Genomic DNA, 19,371 nt, shown 5'->3' with positions numbered 1-19,371 from the left:
CGAAGCGCAAATGAATATGAATTACAGGCATCATTAATCAATAAAGCTGTATCGAAACTGATATAAACGACAATTTACACCGGCTCGATCTCCTTTAGGTGACGTCCAGCAGATAATCTTGCTGCTAGTAAGCCTAAAAACGCTGCTAGCATAACCATAATTAAGCTCTCATCCCAGCTCAATCCGATCATTCTAAAATTGCTGCCATAGAGGTTAGCCAGCTTTGCAACCGCTTCATCAAGCAATAGCGTTACCACTGCTGTTAAGATCCACGCAATCACAGCGGCAATTAAGCCATACCAAACACCAACATAAAGATAAGGACGTAGGATGTAGCTGTCTGTTGCGCCCACCATCTTCATCACTTGGATTTCATCTTTATGACTCAGTACTTGTAGGCGCAGGGTATTACCCACAATCAAAAAGACCGCAAATAGCATCAAGCCAGACATTAGCATTGCCAGTGTGATCGCTAAATCTTGAATTGCGGCTAAACGCTGTAGCCAATCACTGTCTAATCGTACTTCGTTCACCATTGGCTCTTTGCCTAGCTTGTCAGCAAGAGCACGGGCTTGAACATCACTTTGCCAATCAGGCGCAGGTTTAACAATGATCACCGCTGGCAGTGGGTTATCTTTAGCATCAAACAAGCTCAGTGCTTTTTCAAAACCGCCATGAGCACGAAACTCTTCTAACCCTTGTGCGGCTGAAATATATTGAACACTTTCGGTTTCTGGCCACTTTTTAATGCTGTCAGCAAAGGCTTCACCGTCACTATCACTGACCTTGTTATTCAGGTAAACGGTGATTTGACTTGGGTTTTGCCAAGAATCAGCCACTACAGTGATGTTCTTTGCCATTAGGTAGAAGGTACACGGTAGCGTAAGGGCAAAAGCCAATACCGCTAGGGTTAAAAAGTTACCTAATGGGCGACGGAACATGTCTCTTAAAGCTGCTCCACCTTGCTGGCGATGAATCGCAAAGAAACCGGTCGATTTACGCGCCATGACTCAACTCCCTTAGGTTTCCTTTTTGTAGATCTAAGCGACGATAATCTCGGCTCGCTAGTAATGATGTATCGTGGGTTGCCATTAATACGGTTACCCCAACACGATTAAATTCTTCAAACAAGCGCAATACTTGTTGTGATAGTTCAGGGTCTAGGTTACCGGTTGGCTCATCGGCAAGCAGTAACATAGGTTTGTTCACAACAGCGCGAGCAATACCCACACGCTGTTGCTCACCACCAGACAGCTGGATTGGCAAACACTTGGCTTTATCCAACAGTCCGACTTTATCAAGCGCCGCACACACGCGACGCTTGATGTCATTTTCCGGCACTTGCTCAACACGTAATGGCAATGCAACGTTGTCGTACACACTGCGATCCATCAGTAGCTTGTGATCTTGGAAAATAATGCCGATATTGCGGCGCAGAAACGGGATCTGCTTATTAGGTAAACGCGTGATGTCATGGCCGTTAAACCAGATCTGACCATCACTTGGGCGTTCTAAAGCACAAATTAATTTCAGCAGGGTACTTTTACCGGCACCTGAGTGACCGGTTAAAAAAGCCATGTCTGCTGGACGTAGATGGAAATCTACTTTCTGTAGGGCTTGCCTACCGCCACGATAAGCTTTACTTACCTGCTGAAATCGAATCACGCTTTATTCCTCATCGCTAAATAACGCTTCAATAAACTCATCTGCTGCAAATGGACGGAGATCGTCAATGCCCTCACCGATACCGATGTAACGAATAGGAATATTAAACTGATCTGCAATAGCGAAAATTACGCCACCTTTTGCTGTGCCGTCCAATTTGGTGATGGTGATCCCCGATACCGGAGCCACATCACTGAACAACTTAGCTTGGCTGATCGCATTTTGGCCGGTGCCCGCATCCACTGTTAGCATAATTTCATGAGGGGCATCGATATCCACCTTCTTCATTACGCGAACAATCTTACGCAGCTCTTCCATTAGGTTGCCTTTGTTTTGCAAGCGACCTGCTGTATCGGCAATCACCACATCAATGTTCTTCGCTTTTGCCGATTCAATGGCATCGAAGATCACTGAAGCACTGTCAGCACCAGTATGCTGTGCCACTACAGGGACGTGGTTACGCTCACCCCATACTTGCAGCTGTTCAACAGCCGCCGCACGGAACGTATCACCTGCCGCCAACATGACGGATTTACCTTCAGATTGGAATTGCTTCGCTAGCTTACCGATAGTGGTGGTTTTACCAACACCATTAACGCCTACCATTAAGATGACATACGGCTTCTTGCTCGTATCAACAACCAAAGGCTGCTCGACTTTGCTTAGCATGTCTGCCAATTCATCTTTTAGTAAACCATAGAGGGCTTCGCCATCTTTAAGTTCCTTTCGAGATGCTTTATCGGTCAGATTTTCGATAATTTTCAGCGTGGTATCCATGCCGACATCTGCAATCAATAGCTGCTCTTCCAGCTCTTCAAACAGTTCGTCATCGATTTTCTTACCGCTAAATAGGCCGAAGAAACCTGCACCAAAATTGGTCTTGGTTTTCTTTAAACCACGCATTAGGCGGGCAAAGAAGCCTTCAGATTTTGGCTTTTCTTGCTCAACTGGCTTAACTTCTACTACCTCAGGGGCAGTTTCATTTTCAGCCTCTGTTTGCGCAGTTAGCTCTGCCTCGTCTTCTTTTGCATCTTTACTTGGTGCTGATGGCTCAAGCTCTGATGAAACTTCTGGCGCTTCCGTTACCGTTTCTTCAACAACGTGCGTTTTTTCAGCGTCATTTACTTGCAACGTCTCTGCCAATTCGACATCATCAGTCTTAGCAATCTTCTCTTGCTCTGCTGCAGCTAAGTCGTCAGTTTGAACATCTTCATTATGCTCAACTTTCGCTGTTGCCTCGTCAGAGGAATGTGTTGATTCAGGGCTTTCTGTAGCCCCATCGACTACTGATTGTTCAGTAGTTTGTTCCTTTTGAGCATCGTTATCTTCAGAGCCAAATCCGAGCCATGAAAATAATCCGCGTTTCTTTTTTTCTGCCATTGGCGAATCCTAGCGCTTGATTGGTACAATTTGCAGCCTAAAAACAGGTGTATACTATCATTTTCTCAACGGTCAAAAAAATCTATGACGCAGCGTAGACAACAAACAACTCGCAAACCACAAAATAATCGTCCTGGCGGGTTCGTTCGCATCATTAGCGGACAATGGCGTGGACGCAAATTACCCGTTCATGATGTCGAAGGACTACGTCCGACCACAGACCGTGTAAAAGAAACACTTTTCAACTGGTTAGCGCAAGACATTTATCAATCTAAATGCCTTGATCTGTTCGCTGGTAGCGGCGGTTTAAGTTTTGAAGCTCTTTCTCGTGGTGCAGAAAGCGTCACGATGCTTGAACTGGACAAAAAAGCGGCCAATCAATTGGAGCAAAATTTAAAAACCGTTGGTGCAACAAATGCGACAGTGGTTAATGGTGACAGCTTAGCGTTTCTGTCACAACCAGGCAGTGCACATGATTTAATCTTTATTGATCCTCCTTTTAGAAAAGATCTTATTCAAGATGTGATCACCGCATTGGAAAACAACGGCTGGCTTGCTCCCCATGCAATGATCTATATTGAAGCCGAAAAGGAATTAGGCAACCTGATAACGCCAAGCCATTGGCACCTGCACCGTGAAAAAACAGCAGGACAGGTTTGCTATCGCTTATTTGCTAGAGAGGAACCATGAAGGCATTAATACTTATCGCTAAACTCGCCATCGCTTTTGTTTGGCTAGTACTATTGGTCAATATTGTTCACCCATTCCCTGGCGTGGCAGCCATGGCGTTATATATCATGACCGCATTCTTGTTTATGATGCACGGCCTGCAAATGCTGATTTTTATCGGCGCATTTGGCGATAAAATTAATATGTCCGGTTGGGAGAAGTGGTCGATACTTATCTTTGGTATCTTCGCCCTACTCGATATCCGCCGCAAGCACATGATGTGACATAGAATAGAACAAAAAAGCGAACTCACAAGTTCGCTTTTTTATTGTCTTGTAACCAATGATTAATGCTGGTCGCGATCGCATTGGCAATTCCAGCACAATTCAAATTGCCCTTGATTGACTTCACCACACTGACTACAACACCAATCGTGATAATCATTACGTTGGTAATCACTCACAATCACTTGCGCTCGTTGCCATTGCCACGGTGAAACCCACACCTTCACTTCGACCACATTAGCCGGAAGCTCACCTATTGCAGCACCTAAAGCTTCTCCCGTTAAGCGTGTTTGTACCCCTTCGCTTTCTAATAAGCCTTTTACACTGTGTGCTTCAAGACTATTACTCGCGCTATATATACATTGCCATTGCTCAGACATGGGAACTCCTCAAATGACACTTTCGCTACAGCGCAAGCACTGATCCCACAAACAGCCCTTGAGCAATAAAATACGTCGACATAATGATCGCAGTTGAAGCGGTAAATTCTTGTTTGAAACGATTAATCGCCAATGTCAGATCCGATAGCACAAACAACACCGCCCCTACCACAGCTAACAATGCTGCTTGGCTGTGAGATAACAACCAAAATTGCCCAGCGGCAAAAGCCATCAACATGATCACGCTCATGTATAGCGCAACGGGCGCTTGTAGCTTCCCTAAATAAGGTAACAAGAGTAGAAACACCACAATACCAATCGCTATACACAATGCCAGTAGCCACCAGCCCACATGCCCTTGCCATTGACTCGCAAACGCTGCAGTGTAAACGACATGAGCGAGAAAAAAACTGATTAACCCCGCCATAAATCGATCTTGTGGCAACATCAGATAAATGTCCCCCAGCACCGAGAAACATAACCCAACAACAATTGCCCAATAATAAAAACTTGGCGCACCACTCCATAAACAAGCGATCACCATCAACACGACCGTGAGCGGCTTACTGACATAGAACAGCCAACGAGGGCCCCGATAAGCAGCCATGATATGGAGCACTGCTAATAAAATAATACATAACCACATAAGTGACGATTCACGTTCCTTTTCGTAGCTCTTGTAACAGTGACTAAATATCACGGCTTTTGCCATCTCAATAATCGGAAATTCTTCACTCCGAGATCACAAAGCCTACAAAAGCTAACATCACGAACAACTAAACAATACAAAGCAAACGTTTACTTTTCTTGTGTAGCGTTTTCCTGCCATTTTAATAAAGATACCTAAAAACCATAACCTTCTTCATTTAAGAATCGTCATCAAAAAAACCAAACACTGCTTTGAAAAACAACACTTTAAAAACAAAAAGATAATATCAATAGCCGTTAAAATGTAAAATATACGCTTTGAGTATGCGATATTTCCAATAAAAAACACCACTCAATAGAGCTATTGGAAATATTAAGTAAGAAATTCATTAGATTTGGTTATATAGCAAAGCTTTAATAAACAAATTAATTACTAATAAGTTGCCATACTCAAAACATTGAACAAATAAGCCATGTTTTAACAGCTAAAATTCCCAACAGATAAGAAAAGAACAAGAAAAAAAACACCAAAACCAATAAAAACAGCAACTTAAAATCGATAAAAAACCACAAAGACAACGTTAAACAGTTTTAAAAGGTAAGAAAAACACTGTTTATTTGACTGTTTGAAGCCTTTATCATGATATAAAAATGTTTTTATCTTGATTTTGACGCCATCATATTGCTTAAGCGGTAAAAAAAATGTTATTCTTTTTGTCAAGCTAAACTGTTAACAAAAAAAAGGATGACAATATGTTCACATCTTCTCAAAAACAAGGACTTATGATGATTGCTGTAGTCGTTGGCCTAATGACACTACCAATTCTCTACTAAAAGAATTACTCAATTCAAAAAAATAGCGCCTTTTGGCGCCATTTTTTTATCTGCTTCACACCCACCTTCCTTAATTGCACCAAATAACAACAACTTCTCCGTTTTAGCGCAAAATAAAACCCGATGTATTTCTACACCGGGCTTGAATAAAAACAGGGGAATTTAGTGCTTAGAGCTTAATATGGTGCCAATTTACGGTATAAAACCATATTGCGGCTAATGTAAAACCACAAAGCAAGGTAATGGCAACACCCCATACCAAGCGACTGCTGCGTGGTGCTAACTCCTTTTCACACCAATCACACAGTTGAATAAATTCATCACTTGAATCAACGGATTCATCCGATGACGTAAAGCGTTGATTCAGTTCAGCGATCTTTTCTAGTGTCATTAACACATCATGGGGTAAACGATCTTCACAACTGCCAATCAATTGCTGAAGATCAGAACCTTTGGCGTGATAATGGTGACGTAATAAATCTTCAATACGTCGTGAACGATCAATTACTTGCTCAATATCGACCATGAGCCCACTCCTTGTTGATGCCTTATATTTACCTTACAACTAAAGTGCCAATATGCAAGATAGCTTACGTAAAGTTATCTTATTTTTGTTACGGTTAGATCACGCTTTTCTACCCATTGATTAGTGATATCTCCCTGATTGTGAATAATAACCAGCAAGACTGTCTTTCATCTTTCAAGGAGTAAGCCTTATGCCAACAGGGATCATTGTGGCAATTTGCATTCTATTTATCTTCTCATTTGGCTATTTCATTTTTAGCTATCGCCGCCATACATTAGGACTTGATGCACCAGAGCGAAAACTGGATGTCATGATCCTTGATAAGCAAAGTAATAAGGTTATCGGCGCTCACCCAGGTGAAGAAGATGAAGAATATTGGATTTACGTTGAGCCCGTTGCCGGAGGTCCAAAACGTGAATTTATGGTCGGTATCCATTATTACCACGCCCTAAACCCAGGCGATAAAGGCACCATGACTTATCGTGGTCACCAGTTCATGCATTTTGCGCTACAGCGTGATTAAACATTAAATAATAAAAAAGCCTGACAGTGTCAGGCTTTTTCTATTTATGGCACCAGCCATGCAGTTTTGGTACTGCGGCTTAATAGCCAACTGGTCGCAAAGGCTAACCCACCCGCCACCAGCGTCCAGAAAGGAATGGCGATAAGTGGATTAGCAAAGTACCAATCGTAATTGCGCACAGGCCATAAAAAGATCGGATGGAGCAGATAGATCCCCAAGCTATGACGGCTAATAACCGACAACCTTTCACGGCTTGTATCACCCAATTTATCACTTATATAACGACATAAAACAAACACGCCAGCAGCAGCAATCGCGGTATTGATTGTCTTATAAGATAGCCAGCGCCCAATTTTATATTCGCCAGCGGTTAAGCTATGACTCACCACCATATAATCTGTGATCAACAGTGCTACTACCGCTAATGGGATCAGCAATACCATTGGCGGCCAGTGATACTTATACAAGCAATAACCCAAGATCAAATAGCCACTGTAAAGCAGGTAAGTTTCACTCCACAGCCCATCAATATGGAATAGGTACGAGGCGGTGATCACCAGCCATACCATGACCACACCTTTCACTTGCCCCGGCTCCATACGCTGAATTGCCCATTGATAGAAAGGCACAATTAAATACAACGGAATAAAATAATAGAAGAAACCCAGGTGATAATAAGTTTCATGAAAAGGCATGTCTGTTAGTAGCTTCCAACTGGTCGCAAAGTTGGTGCCTGAAGCGGAAAACGCAGAGAAGAACGCATAAAACACTGACCACACCACAAACGGGATCAGCACTTTACCAACTCGACGTTTTAAATAGTAACGTCCTTCAAAAGGACGCTCATCACTGAGCATTAAGGCCCCAGTGATCATAATAAATACCGGTACCGCCCAACGGCTAAAACTGTTAAAGGTGATCGCTGTGATCCACTCCCAATCAGGTATTTGTCCTAATTGTTCCCGATAAGGACCTAAAACATGGATCACCACGACAGCAACGGCAGCAACTACCCGCAGCAGATCAAAATACCAAACCTTTTCTCTCATCACCTTTCCCTCTGATACAAAAAAGAGGAATTATCGACATCATTGATATCAATAACTCCTCTTTAAATATAACAGGGGATCAATAACATGTATTGAGTAAGCGTGGTGCTTTTAATATTACTGACAGCACACTGATATGCTAACCCTCGTTAATAAACTTATGGTTGTTGACGAGTTGCCGCCAATACGATTTCACGGATACATAAGTTTTGTGGCTGGTTGTAAGCATAGCTAATCGCATTAGCGATATCTTGAGGTGCAATCACACCGCCCATGCCTTCTTTCCACTCTTCATAACCTGCTTTAATCGCATCGCTGGTAGTGTGGCTAAGTAGCTCTGTTTCTACTGCACCCGGTGCGATAGTGATAAAGCGAACATTATCATCCGCCACTTCTTCACGAATATTTTCAGTGATCGCATGTACCGCAAATTTAGTACCGCAGTAAGCAGCATGGTTAGGGAATGTCTTACGACCTGCAATGGAGCTAATGTTAATCACAGTACCGTGTTTACGTGACTTCATACCAGATAGCACAGCGTGAATACCGTTCAACATCCCCATCACGTTAACGTTGAACATACTCTGCCATTCTGCTGGATCTTGCTCATCAGCTAAACCAAGTAGCATGACACCTGCGTTGTTAATCAAACAATCCACAGGACCAAACTTCGCTTCTGCTTCTTCGATCGCTGCTTTTACCGCTGCAACATCAGTGATATCCACTTGACGACATAAGGTATTAGGTAAGTTCATTGCTTCCATGCGTTCTACACGACGCGCAAGTAATAATAATGGGTAGCCTTCAGCTGACAGTTGACGCGCTGTCGCTTCACCAATACCTGAACTTGCACCTGTAATAACAACTAAAGATTTAGACATAAGACTTTCCTACTTTGGTAATGCGAAAAAGATTCAACAGGCCGGCATGTTGTTGATGGATTCACTATAGGCGCAATTACGCTAACTGAAAAATATCGTTTTCTTAGGCTTATCATTAAAAAAAACTATGGATAACGGGCAAATGTCATTGGTTTATCTAATCACCTTCATCCCACTGATTATTCACCCAACCAATATTTAACAATCATTTAATAATTTTGTTTATTTGAATTTTAAAAGTGATAAAAATCGTACATTTACATTTGGACACACTTTAACATTGATTTTACATGAAACAACAGGATAACATCTTGACTACAAAGCAGTACCCATTGACGGGATAAAAACTACAACGGAGGTAGTGATGCACTCATCGGCTTCACAACAACAGCAACCTAAAAAGACGTTTTTTACGCGTTTTCTCGATACGGTGGAATGGTTAGGTAACCTATTACCCCACCCAATTACCCTTTTTGCTATTTTCTGTGTTGCGATCTTAGTCGCTTCAGGTATTGCCGGTTACTTTGGCGTTTCTGTTATCGATCCTCGCCCTGAAGGTGCACCCGGTCGTGCCGCTGACGGGATGATCCATGTGGTCAGCCTACTTAATGCTGAAGGTCTACAACTTATCGTGGCAAACCTAGTGAAAAACTTCACTGGCTTTGCACCATTAGGTACTGTACTGGTTGCCATGCTAGGTGTGGCGATTGCAGAACATTCTGGTCTATTATCTTCTGCGATGCGTGGTTTGGTAATGGGCGCATCTCGTCGTATGGTAACGCTGGTCGTAGTATTTGCAGGTATCATCTCTAACACCGCTTCTGAGCTTGGTTACGTGGTTCTTATTCCTCTTGCAGCCATGCTATTCCACTCACTAGGCCGTCACCCATTAGCCGGTCTTGCCGCCGCTTTTGCTGGTGTATCTGGTGGTTACAGCGCCAACTTACTACTAGGTACAGTTGATCCACTGCTATCGGGTATTACCCAGACTGCAGCACAAATGATCGATCCTAATTACATTGTTGGCCCAGAAGTGAACTGGTACTTCATGTTTGCTTCTACCTTTGCGATCACCATCATGGGTGCATTCGTTACTGAGAAAATCGTTGAGCCAAAACTAGGCAAATACGATGCAGCAGAAGCTAGCGATGATTTAAGCCAAGATAAAATGGGCAAACTGACTGCGCTTGAAAAGAAAGGTTTGAAAGCGGCGGGTCTTGCAGCACTAGCTGTTGCAGCACTGCTAGCACTGACGATTGTGCCTGCTGACGGTATTCTACGTAACCCACAAACTGGTTTAGTGGCAGGCTCTCCGTTCCTTAAAGGTATCGTGGCATTTATCTTCGTGTTCTTCGCAATTCCAGGCTTTGTTTACGGTAAAGTGGTTGGCACGATGAAGAACGACCGTGATGTGATCAACGCGATGTCACTATCGATGTCATCAATGGGTATGTACATTGTACTGGTGTTCTTCGCAGCACAATTCGTAGCCTTCTTTAAGTGGACGAACTTTGGTCAAGTATTCGCAGTTGGTGGTGCAGATTTCCTCCAATCGATTGGTTTAACCGGTCCTGCGCTATTCTTTGCGTTCATTCTAATGTGTGGCTTTATCAACCTGATGATTGGTTCAGCATCTGCACAGTGGGCAGTAACCGCACCTATCTTTATTCCAATGCTAATGCTGGTAGGTTATGCGCCTGAAACGATCCAAGCGGCATACCGTATCGGTGATTCAGTAACCAATATCATCACACCAATGATGAGCTACTTCGGTATGATCCTAGCCGTAGCAACCCGTTACCAGAAGAACCTTGGTCTAGGTACGCTGATCTCAACCATGCTGCCATACTCAATTGTCTTTATCATTGGCTGGAGCATCATGTTCTACGTATGGGTGTTCGTATTGGGTATCCCAGTCGGTCCCGGCGCTAATACTTACTACAACATCGCTGGTTAACCACCTATCCTTTTTTAGCCGGACATGATGTCCGGCTTTTTTTATCCCCATTTCCCGCTAAATCCTATTGCTGTGATAACCTGCCTGCTTAGCATCATAGAAGGTTACTTACGATGGATTTACGACTACTACGCTTTTTCATTGCAGTTTATGAAGAGAAAAACATTACCCTTGCAGCAGAGCGCTGTTTTGTGTCTCAACCGTCGATTTCCAACGGTATTAAGCAACTAGAGCAAGAGCTGAATACGGTACTGTTCCTACGCCATAAAAAAGGGGTCGATGTTACCGATGAAGCCCACTACTTATATCCATTAGCGATCCGTTTACTCAATGATGTGAATACTCTGCCGCAATTGTTCCAACAGCGTACTGAGCGATTACCGTTAACCTTGGCGAACTTCCCCGATCTCAGCCAAAGCCAGCTGGCGAAGGTGTTTGCGACCCTACACCACAACATTGCCAACTTATCGCTCGAATTGGTTGATCATGACAAACCAGCAGATGCACGCTTAACCCTTGATATGTTCAAGGCTGAAGATGAGATCTTCTTACCGCTATGGGATGAAGACTATGTGTTATGCATGTTGCCCGATCACCCTCTTGCGAGCTTAACATCTGTCTCGCCCGAGCAATTGCACCAGCATGATTTTATTGAATGCCCACCTTGCGAAGCCCACCAGCAAACCATAGGTTTACTCGCTTGTGACGGTTTATCCGTTAATCTCATGGCAAAGGCTGAGCATAAAACCCAAGTCATGCACTTGGTACAAGCAGGACTCGGCATTTCGTTTCTCCCAACAGGCGTGCTAGAAAGTGCCAATCAACTGGTGACAGTACCGTTAGAGGGGCCACGCATGTTCCGCCGTTTAGGGCTGTGTTATCCCGCCAGCAAAACCTTAAACCCAGCCCTTTCTGAATGTATTAAAGTGCTGAGCCAAAGCGTGACCGCAAACCAAGCAGAAAAAGGTTAAATTTTTCCTATCACACTGATAAGAAAAACCGACTGTAACTGTTGCCTTGCTAGTTTTATTCTTGTGACATCGGTCACTTAGTTCTAGTTATAGGTAGTTTTATGAGTACAGCAGCAAATTCTCGAGCACTTGTCGTTGAAGGCGGCGCCATGCGCGGTATTTTTGCTAGCGGTGTACTTGATGCCTTTTTAGAAAATAACTACTTGGATTTCGACTTCGCCATTGGTGTTTCAGCCGGAGCCACTAACTTAATTGGCTTTTTATGTGGGCACTATGGCCGCAGCCATAAAATCATTACCGAGTACTCTCGTGATCCTGAGTTTATTAACTTCTCACGCTTTACTCATGGTGGTCACCTGACCGATATTGATTGGCTATGGCGCACCAGCACTCGTCATTTACCACTTAATTTGTACAAATATGAGCAACGCCAAATTCCTTTATTTGCCACTACAACAAATCTGGAAACAGGTGATGCTGAATACATTGAAGTGACACGCAATAATCTGACACCGGTGATGGAAGCAACCTGTGCCTTACCCATCGCTTATCGCCATAACCCTACTATTAATGGCGTAGCAATGAGTGATGGTGGTGTCGCAGATTCGATCCCTGTGATTGAAGCCTATCGCCGTGGCGCCCGTGATATTACTGTCGTGCTATCAAAACCTTTAGGTTTCCATAAACCTGAAACTAAAATGCCGTGGTTAATTAAATCCATGTTCCACGACCATCCTGCATTTGCAGAAGCGGTGCTAAAACGAGCAAAGCGTTATAACGCTGCACTTGATTTTATTAATCATCCTCCTAGAGATTGTAAAATCACCGTGGTTGCGCCTAATAGCGATTTTCAAGTGGGACGCCTTACTCGCAACCTCGATAAACTTGAGCATGGTTATGCGATGGGGAAAGATGCGGGTAATCGCCTATGTGGGATCACCCCTTGCTACGGTAAAAACTGCCATGGTGATTTAATCGCAGCCTAATAATAAAGACTTATTAAAGCCATCTGACAATTGCCGAATCCTGTCAGGTGGCTTTTTTTTCGCTCATTCAAACCAATAGCAAAAGCCTATTGGTTTGATAGAACCTAACAGTTATACCTATCACCAAAGATTACCTATACTAGCTCCATCAACGTAAAGGCAGGGTCCTTTACCTAACAAATTTATCGAATGAGTGAGGAAAGCAGTATGACGAGCGAAATGAATTTAATTGGTCTTGATACCCAAAAAGCACAAGCTTTGGCTGCAGACCTTAATAAACTCTTAGCTGATTACCAAGTGCTTTACATGAATACCCGTGGTTACCACTGGAACATTAAAGGCCAACAATTTTTTGAACTTCATGTGAAGTTTGAAGAGATCTACACCGATCTTCAGCTAAAAATCGATGAATTAGCAGAGCGTATCTTAACCTTAGGCTATACCCCAGATCACAGCTTTAGCAGTTACTTAGCCGCAAGCGATATTAAAGAGCATCGCAATGCAACAGAAGGGACTGAATGTGTTGAAGGCTTAGTGAATGGTTTTAGTATTCTACTTCGCTTAGAGCGCCAAATCTTGGCAGAAGCGGGTGATGCTAACGATGAAGGTACCGCTGCATTGATGGGTGATTACATTCGTGAGCAAGAAAAATTGCTATGGATGCTTAATGCTTACCGTCAATAAGTTGCAATAACAAATCCTAAAGCGGGTATGAATTTAGTCAGCTCATACCTTGCTCTTTTCGCATCGTAGCCTCGGTGCGAAGCCCTCTGACTCACACTTATAACATTACGATTCCTATTTGGGGGTGAGACTACATAGCCCCCTTTTTTTAACGTTTTAAGTTCACTGCCGTGCACTTATCCGCCCAATCGACCGCAGCTAAATAACTTTCACGCACCACTTCTTCTTTGATCCCTAACACCTGACAACAGATTGATACTCGTGTCCAATCCGCAGTGCAAAATGCATCAACCACATCCAGTAATAAACCTAAACGCCCATTGCGCTGTAACAGTGCCGATTTAATTTCCGGTTGTAATTGGATCATATCAAGCAAGCTATCTAACGAGTTATCAAGCAGTGCATCTAACAGTGAGAACATGCCGGCTAAGAACGCCTGCTCGGAGCGTAATCCAATGCCCCCTTTGGTCACCATTAATTCGCACATTTTGGCACGGAGTAATGACAGCGAATACAGCTCTTTAGGCTTATCTAATGCCGCATGGGCTGTTGCCACCACACCAATAAATAAGCGTAAGTTATCCTCACCTAGATAGACTAATGCTTGGCGAAAAGAGCTTATCGGCGTGCGGAGACGTTTCGTTACGGTATTCACATAGCGCAGCAATAAATACGATAAAGACACGTCACTGCTGATGATTTTCTCTATTCGAGCAAAATCCACCGGATCATGGGCAATTTCATGCAATAGCTGCACTGTTGTGAGTTCTGATGGTGCGACTTTACGGCTTTTCAGCACTTCAGGTTTACTAAAGAAATAGCCTTGGAACAGATGAAAACCCGCCGCTTGCGCTTGGGCGTAATCATCGTAAGTCTCTACTTTTTCAGCTAAGAATTTGGCTTTTAAATGCTGATTATCACGCACGTATTGGCATGATGCTTCAACGCCCAACGCCAGTAAATCTAATTTAATTACCGAAATATAAGGCAGGAATCGCTGCCACTCTGGGCAGCAATCAAAATCATCAAGGGCAAAGACATAGCCTTTTTGATGAAGGTGTTTGACGGCGCTTAATAACTCATCACTAGGACTACAGCTTTCAAGAATTTCAATCACTACCTTATCTTTAGGCAGTAACAGTGGCATCAACTCAATTAAGCAGTGTTGAGGAAAATTAATGAAGTTGCGCTGACCTTTGCAGGAACGGTTATCCCCGATAGCCATGTAATTTTCCATGACTAAACGGCATGTCGCTTCATTCGCATCGATATCAGGGAAAGCATTACTTTCACCATCTCGAAATAACAGTTCGTAGCCAATCGTCTGCTGTTTGCGATTAAAAATTGGCTGACGAGCAACATAGGAATACATCAAACTCTTCCTTTATTCTTCATCACATATTAAGCCCTAGCCAAGGCCAATAACGCACCACAACCAATAAACATGGAACCAAACAAGCGATTTAAGCGTGTCATCACCGTGGTTGAGCGAATATAGCGAGTAAAACGCGATGCTAACAGCACGTAAAATAACATTACACAACCATCAACCACTAATGTCGTGATACCTAAGATCAATAATTGAGGTAACTGAGGTGCTAACGGATTGATAAATTGAGGAAATAACGCCACTAAAAATACAATCGTTTTAGGATTAGTTAAATTGACAAAAATCGCCCGTTTAAACAATGTCGTCGCCGATACCGTGATATCACGATCAGCCAGTGACAGTGCAGATTTCTCACGCCATTTTTGAATACCTAACCAAACTAAATATATCGCACCCAGCCACTTGATCACGGTAAATGCTAATTCTGAGCCAGCAACAATCGCACCGAGCCCAACACCGACTAAAATAATATGGACAGCCATGCCAAGCTGTAAGCCGATAATGGATGCTAATGACTTACGCCAGCCGTAAACCATGCCATTACTGATCGAATTAACGGTACCAGAGCCAGGGGCAAAACTAAACACAATTGCGGCTAACAAGTAAGCCAACCAAACATCAATGCTCATTTGATCTCTGTGAAGTATTTATGACATTTATAAATTGCGTTTATAACCTGATCTGAGTATGTAAAGCAATATGGCAATACTTATTCTGATAAGGAGAAATAAGGTATACTGTGCAAAGTAACACGCTTACCTATTCAACAGAATCACTACGTCATCATTTACTGTGATGCTTGCCCAAACAGATAATGCCGGACACGCTTTAATGACTTGCCAACCTTCAACTTGTACCACCTTCTCACAAGAAGAACACTTCCCCCACACAATGACTACCGCTATCAATGAAATGTGGCAACAACGTCACGAAGGACGCTTTACTGGGGTTAAGCAATGTGAGTTAGGTTGGGTCAGTTTAACGCCTGGACACAGTGATAAAGTGATTGTGGTGGTCAATGGCCGAGTTGAAACCTACTGGAAATACCAAGAGCTGTTTTATGATCTGATCCAGCAAGGCTACCATGTGTACTCACTCGATCACCGTGGTCAAGGGGTGTCAGATCGCTTAGTCGAAGATAAAGAGATGGGCTATGTCGAGCAGTTTGATGATTATGTTGACGATCTCAATTTGTTCGTGGAGAACATCGTCAAGCCCCAAGGGTATAAGCAACATTTCATTTTAGGTCACTCCATGGGAGGCGCCATTACCAGTTTATTGCTTGCCCGTTACCCTCAACTCTTTGATCGCGCCGTCCTCAGTGCCCCTATGCACGGCATTTATGTTAAGCCTTATCTCAAGCCATTCGCTGAAGCACTCATTGGGATCACCGAGCTCTTTTCTCGTACCCCACGATATGCCATTGGGCAAAAGCCTTATTATGTCAAACCGTTTGATGGCAACTTACTCACCCACAGTGAAGTGCGCTATCAATGGTTTCGTGAACTGTATGATCAAAAGCCCGCATTACGTATCGGTGGCGCCACCAATCACTGGGTATGGGAAAGCATCAAAGCTTCACGTCAGGCAATAAAACAAGCAAGCAATATCACGATCCCTGTGCTGTTACTGCAAGGTAGTGAAGATAAAATCGTTGATAATGCTTGCCAAGTTCGCTTTAGCCAAGCGGTTAATCAAGGGCAAGGTCAGTGTAATTTTCACATCATTCAAGGCTCTCGCCACGAGATCTTATTTGAAAGCGATCCAATGCGTAACCAAGCATTAGCCGCCATCATGCACCATTTCGCTTAGTCTGTTAAAAGCTTGCCGCTTTTATCAAGTCAGATAAAAGCGGAAGTCTAAATATCCTACTTTAGCCTCTTTTTTCGTCATAAAGCTGATCTAGAATGAGTACTCCCTCTGGCATTCACTATACCCGTTTCGCCTGTTTTACTATCGAGAGTTCACATGTTTAAAATTGTTGCTTCAGATCTAGATGGCACCCTGCTTACCCCTGCTCACAAAATTGCCCCTTACACCCAAGACGTGCTTCAGCGTCTCCATCAGCAAGATAAACACTTTGTATTTGCCACCGGTCGTCATCATATTGATGTCGCTGAAATGCGTGAAAAATTAGGTATTCCTGCTTATATGATCACCTCAAATGGTGCTTGTGTGCATGATGCTGAGGGCAACCTTGTGTTCCAACAATCGTTAAGCCCAGAGGTGATCCGCAGTGTGGTTGCAATGGCAAAACACGATCCTGATCTGCACATTCACATGTATCAAGGCGATCGCTGGATGCTAAACCATGAAAATGAAGCATTGCGTGATTTCCACGATAGCTTTAGCTACCACCTTTACGATGTCGAAAACCCACCCACAGAGAATGTGTTAAAGGTATTCCTAACCCGTGACGACCAAGATCACGACAAGCTCGTAAAATGGGAACAAGCGTTTAACGAAAGCTTTGGTGATAAAGCGAACATTGCATTCTCAACCCCTTGGTGTTTAGAAGTGATGGATGCAGGTGTATCCAAAGGGGATGCACTGGCAGCCGTCGCGAAAGCGCTTAACATGACGCTGGCAGACTGCATTGCTTTTGGTGATGGTATGAATGATGTAGAGATGCTGTCAATGGCAGGTAAAGGTCTGATCATGGGCACATCTCACGACAAAGTGAAGCAAGCACTTCCTAACAATGAAATCATTGGCTCTAGTGCCGATGAAGCAGTTGCTCACTACCTTGAAGCACATTTATTAGCATAAGTGCTCATCGATCAAAAAAAGCTGCCTCGCGCAGCTTTTTTTAGGCTTTTTATGATTTTTTAGCGTCTTAAAATTGCCCTGTCATAGTCAGAATTTCCTGCCATTGCGCTTCAGTTACAGGCATCACACTTAAGCGACTGCCTTTTTGCACTAATGGCATTTCAGCTAACGCCGGATTGGCTTTCATGCGCTTTAAGCTGACTAAGCGTAAATGACGTTGATACTCAATATCGACCATAAACCAACGAGGGTTGTTAGGATCGGATTTTGGGTCAAAATACGGGCTTTCGGGATCAAACTGAAAATGATCCGGATACGATGCTTTCGTTACCGTTGCAATGCCCACCACCCCAACATCCTTACATGATGAGTGATAAATGAAGATCTGATCTCCCAATTTAACGTCATCACGTAACATATTACGGGCTTGATAGTTTCTCACCCCTTCCCAAGGTGAAACTTTCATCTGCTTTAGGGTGTCTATAGAAAATGTGTCTGGTTCTGTTTTGAATAACCAATAGGCCATTTTGTTATACCACGATTGCCAACTTCCTCATGAATTTGAGCCTACCATAGAGAGAATAAAATGACAGTTTCACGGTTACCCCTTGCCCTTATTTTTGCAGCCACCACCTTAACAGGCTGTGCCAGCTGGTTACCAAGCAGCTTGAGTTTTGGCAGTGATGACAGCAATGCAAATTGGGTCGGTGAATATCAAAGTGCGCCAGAAATGGGCTTAATTACCCATTTAAGTTTAAAAGGTGATCACAGTGCCACCACCACCTATCAATACACCAATGGCGATCCAAGTTTAGAAGAAAAAGGCAGCTGGCAAGCAGTGAATAATACCCAGTTGCAAGTAGATATGACCTCACACCATGGGCTTAATAGTGAGCGTATTTATACCTTTGATCCAAGCAAGCAACAGCTAACGGCAACAGAAGAAACCGTCAATGGTCAGAAATACCATTTAGGTACCAACGGTTTGGTACTGACTAAGCAAGATTAACGGCTCACAACCGTGACTTAACGGTAAAATGTATGCCACACTTCGCATGTCTTTGAGGTTAGGAGAAATACCCATGTCATGCCCTCGCTGTGGCTTTCAACACAACTGTATCTGCGAGTATGAGCCAACACTACAATGCTCGGCTCACTTTGTTTTATTAACCCATCCTCGCGAACTCAATAAAGACACCAATACCGGCAAACTGATGGTCAATAGTTTGCCTCATTGCCGTGTAGATGTATGGCAGCGCACCGAGCCGCCAGCACAGCTAATTGAGCAACTGCGCGATCCCCGTTATCACGCTTATTTAGTTTTCCCAAGCGATGATGAGCATCCCAGTGTGACACTCGCTTCAACATCCAAGGGCACCATTCCCCTGTTTATTATTCTTGATGCGACATGGCAAGAAGCAAAGAAAATAGTACGAAAAAGCCCGTGGCTCAGTGCGCTACCACGCTTAGCATTAACCCCGCAGCAAGCATCTAATTACGCGCTGAGACGCAATCAGCAAACGGGGAATCTTTGTACTTGTGAGGTCGGCATCAGCTTACTTGATGCACTGCAATTAGCCGATGAAGCGACCCAATTACAGCATTATTTCGATGCATTCATTACGACTTTCCATGCAGATAAAAGTGGTCACATCAAAAGCTTGTAATACATTCAGCAGCTTACGTTCACTGTTTTTGTAATATGAGTTTTCGTGCTTTCTTTTCTTATCGAATAAGCTCAAATTACACTCAATATTTAAACACTGTATTTTTAG

The 19,371-nt window shown here is 43.4% G+C and carries 22 protein-coding genes; 11 read left to right on the top strand and 11 right to left on the bottom strand.

The window, feature by feature from the left end:
- Positions 1 to 74: 74 nt before the first annotated feature.
- The 3 genes from ftsX to ftsY are packed head-to-tail and all read right to left on the bottom strand — an operon-like array spanning position 75 to position 3,045.
- Positions 75 to 1,007: a permease-like cell division protein FtsX gene (gene ftsX / locus Q7657_RS09285; protein ID WP_107166738.1), complete on the bottom strand. Its 933-nt coding sequence runs from the start codon at positions 1,005 to 1,007 to the stop codon at positions 75 to 77.
- Complete coding sequence (gene ftsE / locus Q7657_RS09280; RefSeq protein ID WP_107166739.1) at positions 997 to 1,665, bottom strand: cell division ATP-binding protein FtsE; 669 nt, start codon at positions 1,663 to 1,665, stop codon at positions 997 to 999. The genes ftsX and ftsE overlap by 11 nt, the downstream gene beginning before the upstream one ends.
- A 3-nt stretch (positions 1,666 to 1,668) precedes the next feature.
- Complete coding sequence (gene ftsY / locus Q7657_RS09275; RefSeq protein ID WP_107166740.1) at positions 1,669 to 3,045, bottom strand: signal recognition particle-docking protein FtsY; 1,377 nt, start codon at positions 3,043 to 3,045, stop codon at positions 1,669 to 1,671.
- 84 nt (positions 3,046 to 3,129) lie between these two features.
- Here ftsY and rsmD point away from each other — a divergent pair, with 84 nt between their 5' ends.
- Together rsmD and Q7657_RS09265 are read left to right on the top strand one after the other, a co-directional pair.
- The gene (gene rsmD / locus Q7657_RS09270) at positions 3,130 to 3,735 is read left to right on the top strand and encodes a 16S rRNA (guanine(966)-N(2))-methyltransferase RsmD (protein WP_107166741.1); all 606 of its coding nucleotides are present in this window, start codon (positions 3,130 to 3,132) and stop codon (positions 3,733 to 3,735) included.
- A complete protein-coding gene (locus Q7657_RS09265; protein WP_107166742.1) occupies positions 3,732 to 3,998 on the top strand; it encodes a DUF1145 domain-containing protein in 267 nt (88 codons plus the stop codon). Before rsmD ends, Q7657_RS09265 begins: the two co-directional genes overlap by 4 nt.
- 62 nt (positions 3,999 to 4,060) lie before the next feature.
- On the opposite strand, the gene Q7657_RS09260 is transcribed toward Q7657_RS09265, so the two are convergent.
- From Q7657_RS09260 to Q7657_RS09250, 3 genes are all read right to left on the bottom strand, one after another.
- Complete coding sequence (locus tag Q7657_RS09260; protein ID WP_107166743.1) at positions 4,061 to 4,378, bottom strand: putative signal transducing protein; 318 nt, start codon at positions 4,376 to 4,378, stop codon at positions 4,061 to 4,063.
- Between the two features lie 25 nt (positions 4,379 to 4,403).
- Entirely contained in the window at positions 4,404 to 5,024 is a 621-nt protein-coding gene (locus Q7657_RS09255) for a lysoplasmalogenase (protein WP_107166744.1), read from the bottom strand.
- Positions 5,025 to 6,029: 1,005 nt separating this feature from the next.
- Positions 6,030 to 6,386, bottom strand: coding sequence for a hypothetical protein (locus Q7657_RS09250; protein WP_053987413.1), 357 nt, complete (start codon positions 6,384 to 6,386; stop codon positions 6,030 to 6,032).
- Between the two features lie 190 nt (positions 6,387 to 6,576).
- On the opposite strand from Q7657_RS09250, the gene Q7657_RS09245 reads away from it, so the two are divergent.
- Positions 6,577 to 6,909: a DUF2500 domain-containing protein gene (locus tag Q7657_RS09245; RefSeq protein ID WP_053987412.1), complete on the top strand. Its 333-nt coding sequence runs from the start codon at positions 6,577 to 6,579 to the stop codon at positions 6,907 to 6,909.
- Between the two features lie 44 nt (positions 6,910 to 6,953).
- Here Q7657_RS09245 and Q7657_RS09240 read toward each other — a convergent pair whose 3' ends face one another.
- Together Q7657_RS09240 and Q7657_RS09235 are read right to left on the bottom strand one after the other, a co-directional pair.
- Positions 6,954 to 7,958 (bottom strand): acyltransferase, encoded by a 1,005-nt coding sequence (locus Q7657_RS09240; protein ID WP_107166746.1) that lies wholly within the window; start codon positions 7,956 to 7,958, stop codon positions 6,954 to 6,956.
- Positions 7,959 to 8,116: 158 nt separating this feature from the next.
- Positions 8,117 to 8,839, bottom strand: a complete 723-nt coding sequence (locus Q7657_RS09235; RefSeq protein ID WP_053987410.1) for an SDR family oxidoreductase — start codon at positions 8,837 to 8,839, stop codon at positions 8,117 to 8,119.
- A gap of 364 nt (positions 8,840 to 9,203) precedes the next feature.
- Here Q7657_RS09235 and Q7657_RS09230 point away from each other — a divergent pair, with 364 nt between their 5' ends.
- The 4 genes from Q7657_RS09230 (at position 9,204) to Q7657_RS09215 (ending at position 13,437) form a co-directional block, all read left to right on the top strand.
- Entirely contained in the window at positions 9,204 to 10,796 is a 1,593-nt protein-coding gene (locus Q7657_RS09230; protein WP_107166747.1) for an AbgT family transporter, read from the top strand.
- Positions 10,797 to 10,909: 113 nt separating this feature from the next.
- Positions 10,910 to 11,767 carry a LysR family transcriptional regulator gene (locus Q7657_RS09225; RefSeq protein ID WP_107166748.1) on the top strand — a complete coding sequence of 286 codons (858 nt, stop codon included), beginning with the start codon at positions 10,910 to 10,912 and terminating at the stop codon, positions 11,765 to 11,767.
- Positions 11,768 to 11,868: 101 nt separating this feature from the next.
- On the top strand, positions 11,869 to 12,753 hold the full coding sequence (locus Q7657_RS09220) for a patatin-like phospholipase family protein (RefSeq protein ID WP_053987407.1): 885 nt from the start codon (positions 11,869 to 11,871) through the stop codon (positions 12,751 to 12,753).
- Between the two features lie 207 nt (positions 12,754 to 12,960).
- Positions 12,961 to 13,437 carry a Dps family protein gene (locus Q7657_RS09215; RefSeq protein WP_107166749.1) on the top strand — a complete coding sequence of 159 codons (477 nt, stop codon included), beginning with the start codon at positions 12,961 to 12,963 and terminating at the stop codon, positions 13,435 to 13,437.
- A 148-nt stretch (positions 13,438 to 13,585) separates the two neighbouring features.
- Here the strand turns inward: Q7657_RS09215 and Q7657_RS09210 are convergent, their stop codons facing one another.
- Together Q7657_RS09210 and rhtB are read right to left on the bottom strand one after the other, a co-directional pair.
- Positions 13,586 to 14,809, bottom strand: coding sequence for an EAL and HDOD domain-containing protein (locus tag Q7657_RS09210; protein WP_107166750.1), 1,224 nt, complete (start codon positions 14,807 to 14,809; stop codon positions 13,586 to 13,588).
- A 29-nt stretch (positions 14,810 to 14,838) separates the two neighbouring features.
- A complete protein-coding gene (gene rhtB, locus Q7657_RS09205; RefSeq protein WP_053987404.1) occupies positions 14,839 to 15,456 on the bottom strand; it encodes a homoserine/homoserine lactone efflux protein in 618 nt (205 codons plus the stop codon).
- Positions 15,457 to 15,718: 262 nt separating this feature from the next.
- Between rhtB and Q7657_RS09200 the strand changes: the two genes are divergently transcribed.
- Positions 15,719 to 16,639: an alpha/beta fold hydrolase gene (locus Q7657_RS09200; protein ID WP_107166781.1), complete on the top strand. Its 921-nt coding sequence runs from the start codon at positions 15,719 to 15,721 to the stop codon at positions 16,637 to 16,639.
- Positions 16,640 to 16,795: 156 nt separating this feature from the next.
- Complete coding sequence (locus tag Q7657_RS09195) at positions 16,796 to 17,596, top strand: Cof-type HAD-IIB family hydrolase (RefSeq protein ID WP_107166751.1); 801 nt, start codon at positions 16,796 to 16,798, stop codon at positions 17,594 to 17,596.
- Positions 17,597 to 17,663: 67 nt separating this feature from the next.
- Here Q7657_RS09195 and Q7657_RS09190 read toward each other — a convergent pair whose 3' ends face one another.
- Positions 17,664 to 18,122, bottom strand: coding sequence for an EVE domain-containing protein (locus Q7657_RS09190; protein ID WP_053987402.1), 459 nt, complete (start codon positions 18,120 to 18,122; stop codon positions 17,664 to 17,666).
- Between the two features lie 60 nt (positions 18,123 to 18,182).
- On the opposite strand from Q7657_RS09190, the gene Q7657_RS09185 reads away from it, so the two are divergent.
- Together Q7657_RS09185 and Q7657_RS09180 are read left to right on the top strand one after the other, a co-directional pair.
- Positions 18,183 to 18,605, top strand: coding sequence for a COG3650 family protein (locus Q7657_RS09185; RefSeq protein ID WP_107166752.1), 423 nt, complete (start codon positions 18,183 to 18,185; stop codon positions 18,603 to 18,605).
- A 73-nt stretch (positions 18,606 to 18,678) separates the two neighbouring features.
- Positions 18,679 to 19,263, top strand: a complete 585-nt coding sequence (locus Q7657_RS09180; protein ID WP_107166753.1) for a tRNA-uridine aminocarboxypropyltransferase — start codon at positions 18,679 to 18,681, stop codon at positions 19,261 to 19,263.
- Positions 19,264 to 19,371 lie beyond the last annotated feature (108 nt).

Origin of the sequence: Candidatus Photobacterium acropomis (genome assembly GCF_030685555.1) — a bacterium.
In the GTDB taxonomy this organism is placed as follows: Bacteria; Pseudomonadota; Gammaproteobacteria; order Enterobacterales; family Vibrionaceae; genus Photobacterium; species Photobacterium lucens.
Note: the sequence above shows the minus strand (reverse complement) of the source record. Positions and strands in the feature narration are given on the sequence as shown.

Bases quoted from the DNA above. Each gene is read 5' to 3' on its own strand.
- ftsX (WP_107166738.1), bottom strand. From the start codon at position 1,007: ATGGCGCGTAAATCGACCGGTTTCTTTGCGATTCATCGCCAGCAAGGT.
- ftsY (WP_107166740.1), bottom strand. From the start codon at position 3,045: ATGGCAGAAAAAAAGAAACGCGGATTATTTTCATGGCTCGGATTTGGC.
- rsmD (WP_107166741.1), top strand. From the start codon at position 3,130: ATGACGCAGCGTAGACAACAAACAACTCGCAAACCACAAAATAATCGT.
- Q7657_RS09265 (WP_107166742.1), top strand. From the start codon at position 3,732: ATGAAGGCATTAATACTTATCGCTAAACTCGCCATCGCTTTTGTTTGG.
- Q7657_RS09260 (WP_107166743.1), bottom strand. From the start codon at position 4,378: ATGTCTGAGCAATGGCAATGTATATATAGCGCGAGTAATAGTCTTGAA.
- Q7657_RS09255 (WP_107166744.1), bottom strand. From the start codon at position 5,024: ATGTGGTTATGTATTATTTTATTAGCAGTGCTCCATATCATGGCTGCT.
- Q7657_RS09250 (WP_053987413.1), bottom strand. From the start codon at position 6,386: ATGGTCGATATTGAGCAAGTAATTGATCGTTCACGACGTATTGAAGAT.
- Q7657_RS09245 (WP_053987412.1), top strand. From the start codon at position 6,577: ATGCCAACAGGGATCATTGTGGCAATTTGCATTCTATTTATCTTCTCA.
- Q7657_RS09240 (WP_107166746.1), bottom strand. From the start codon at position 7,958: ATGAGAGAAAAGGTTTGGTATTTTGATCTGCTGCGGGTAGTTGCTGCC.
- Q7657_RS09235 (WP_053987410.1), bottom strand. From the start codon at position 8,839: ATGTCTAAATCTTTAGTTGTTATTACAGGTGCAAGTTCAGGTATTGGT.
- Q7657_RS09230 (WP_107166747.1), top strand. From the start codon at position 9,204: ATGCACTCATCGGCTTCACAACAACAGCAACCTAAAAAGACGTTTTTT.
- Q7657_RS09225 (WP_107166748.1), top strand. From the start codon at position 10,910: ATGGATTTACGACTACTACGCTTTTTCATTGCAGTTTATGAAGAGAAA.
- Q7657_RS09220 (WP_053987407.1), top strand. From the start codon at position 11,869: ATGAGTACAGCAGCAAATTCTCGAGCACTTGTCGTTGAAGGCGGCGCC.
- Q7657_RS09215 (WP_107166749.1), top strand. From the start codon at position 12,961: ATGACGAGCGAAATGAATTTAATTGGTCTTGATACCCAAAAAGCACAA.
- Q7657_RS09210 (WP_107166750.1), bottom strand. From the start codon at position 14,809: ATGTATTCCTATGTTGCTCGTCAGCCAATTTTTAATCGCAAACAGCAG.
- rhtB (WP_053987404.1), bottom strand. From the start codon at position 15,456: ATGAGCATTGATGTTTGGTTGGCTTACTTGTTAGCCGCAATTGTGTTT.
- Q7657_RS09200 (WP_107166781.1), top strand. From the start codon at position 15,719: ATGACTACCGCTATCAATGAAATGTGGCAACAACGTCACGAAGGACGC.
- Q7657_RS09195 (WP_107166751.1), top strand. From the start codon at position 16,796: ATGTTTAAAATTGTTGCTTCAGATCTAGATGGCACCCTGCTTACCCCT.
- Q7657_RS09190 (WP_053987402.1), bottom strand. From the start codon at position 18,122: ATGGCCTATTGGTTATTCAAAACAGAACCAGACACATTTTCTATAGAC.
- Q7657_RS09185 (WP_107166752.1), top strand. From the start codon at position 18,183: ATGACAGTTTCACGGTTACCCCTTGCCCTTATTTTTGCAGCCACCACC.
- Q7657_RS09180 (WP_107166753.1), top strand. From the start codon at position 18,679: ATGTCATGCCCTCGCTGTGGCTTTCAACACAACTGTATCTGCGAGTAT.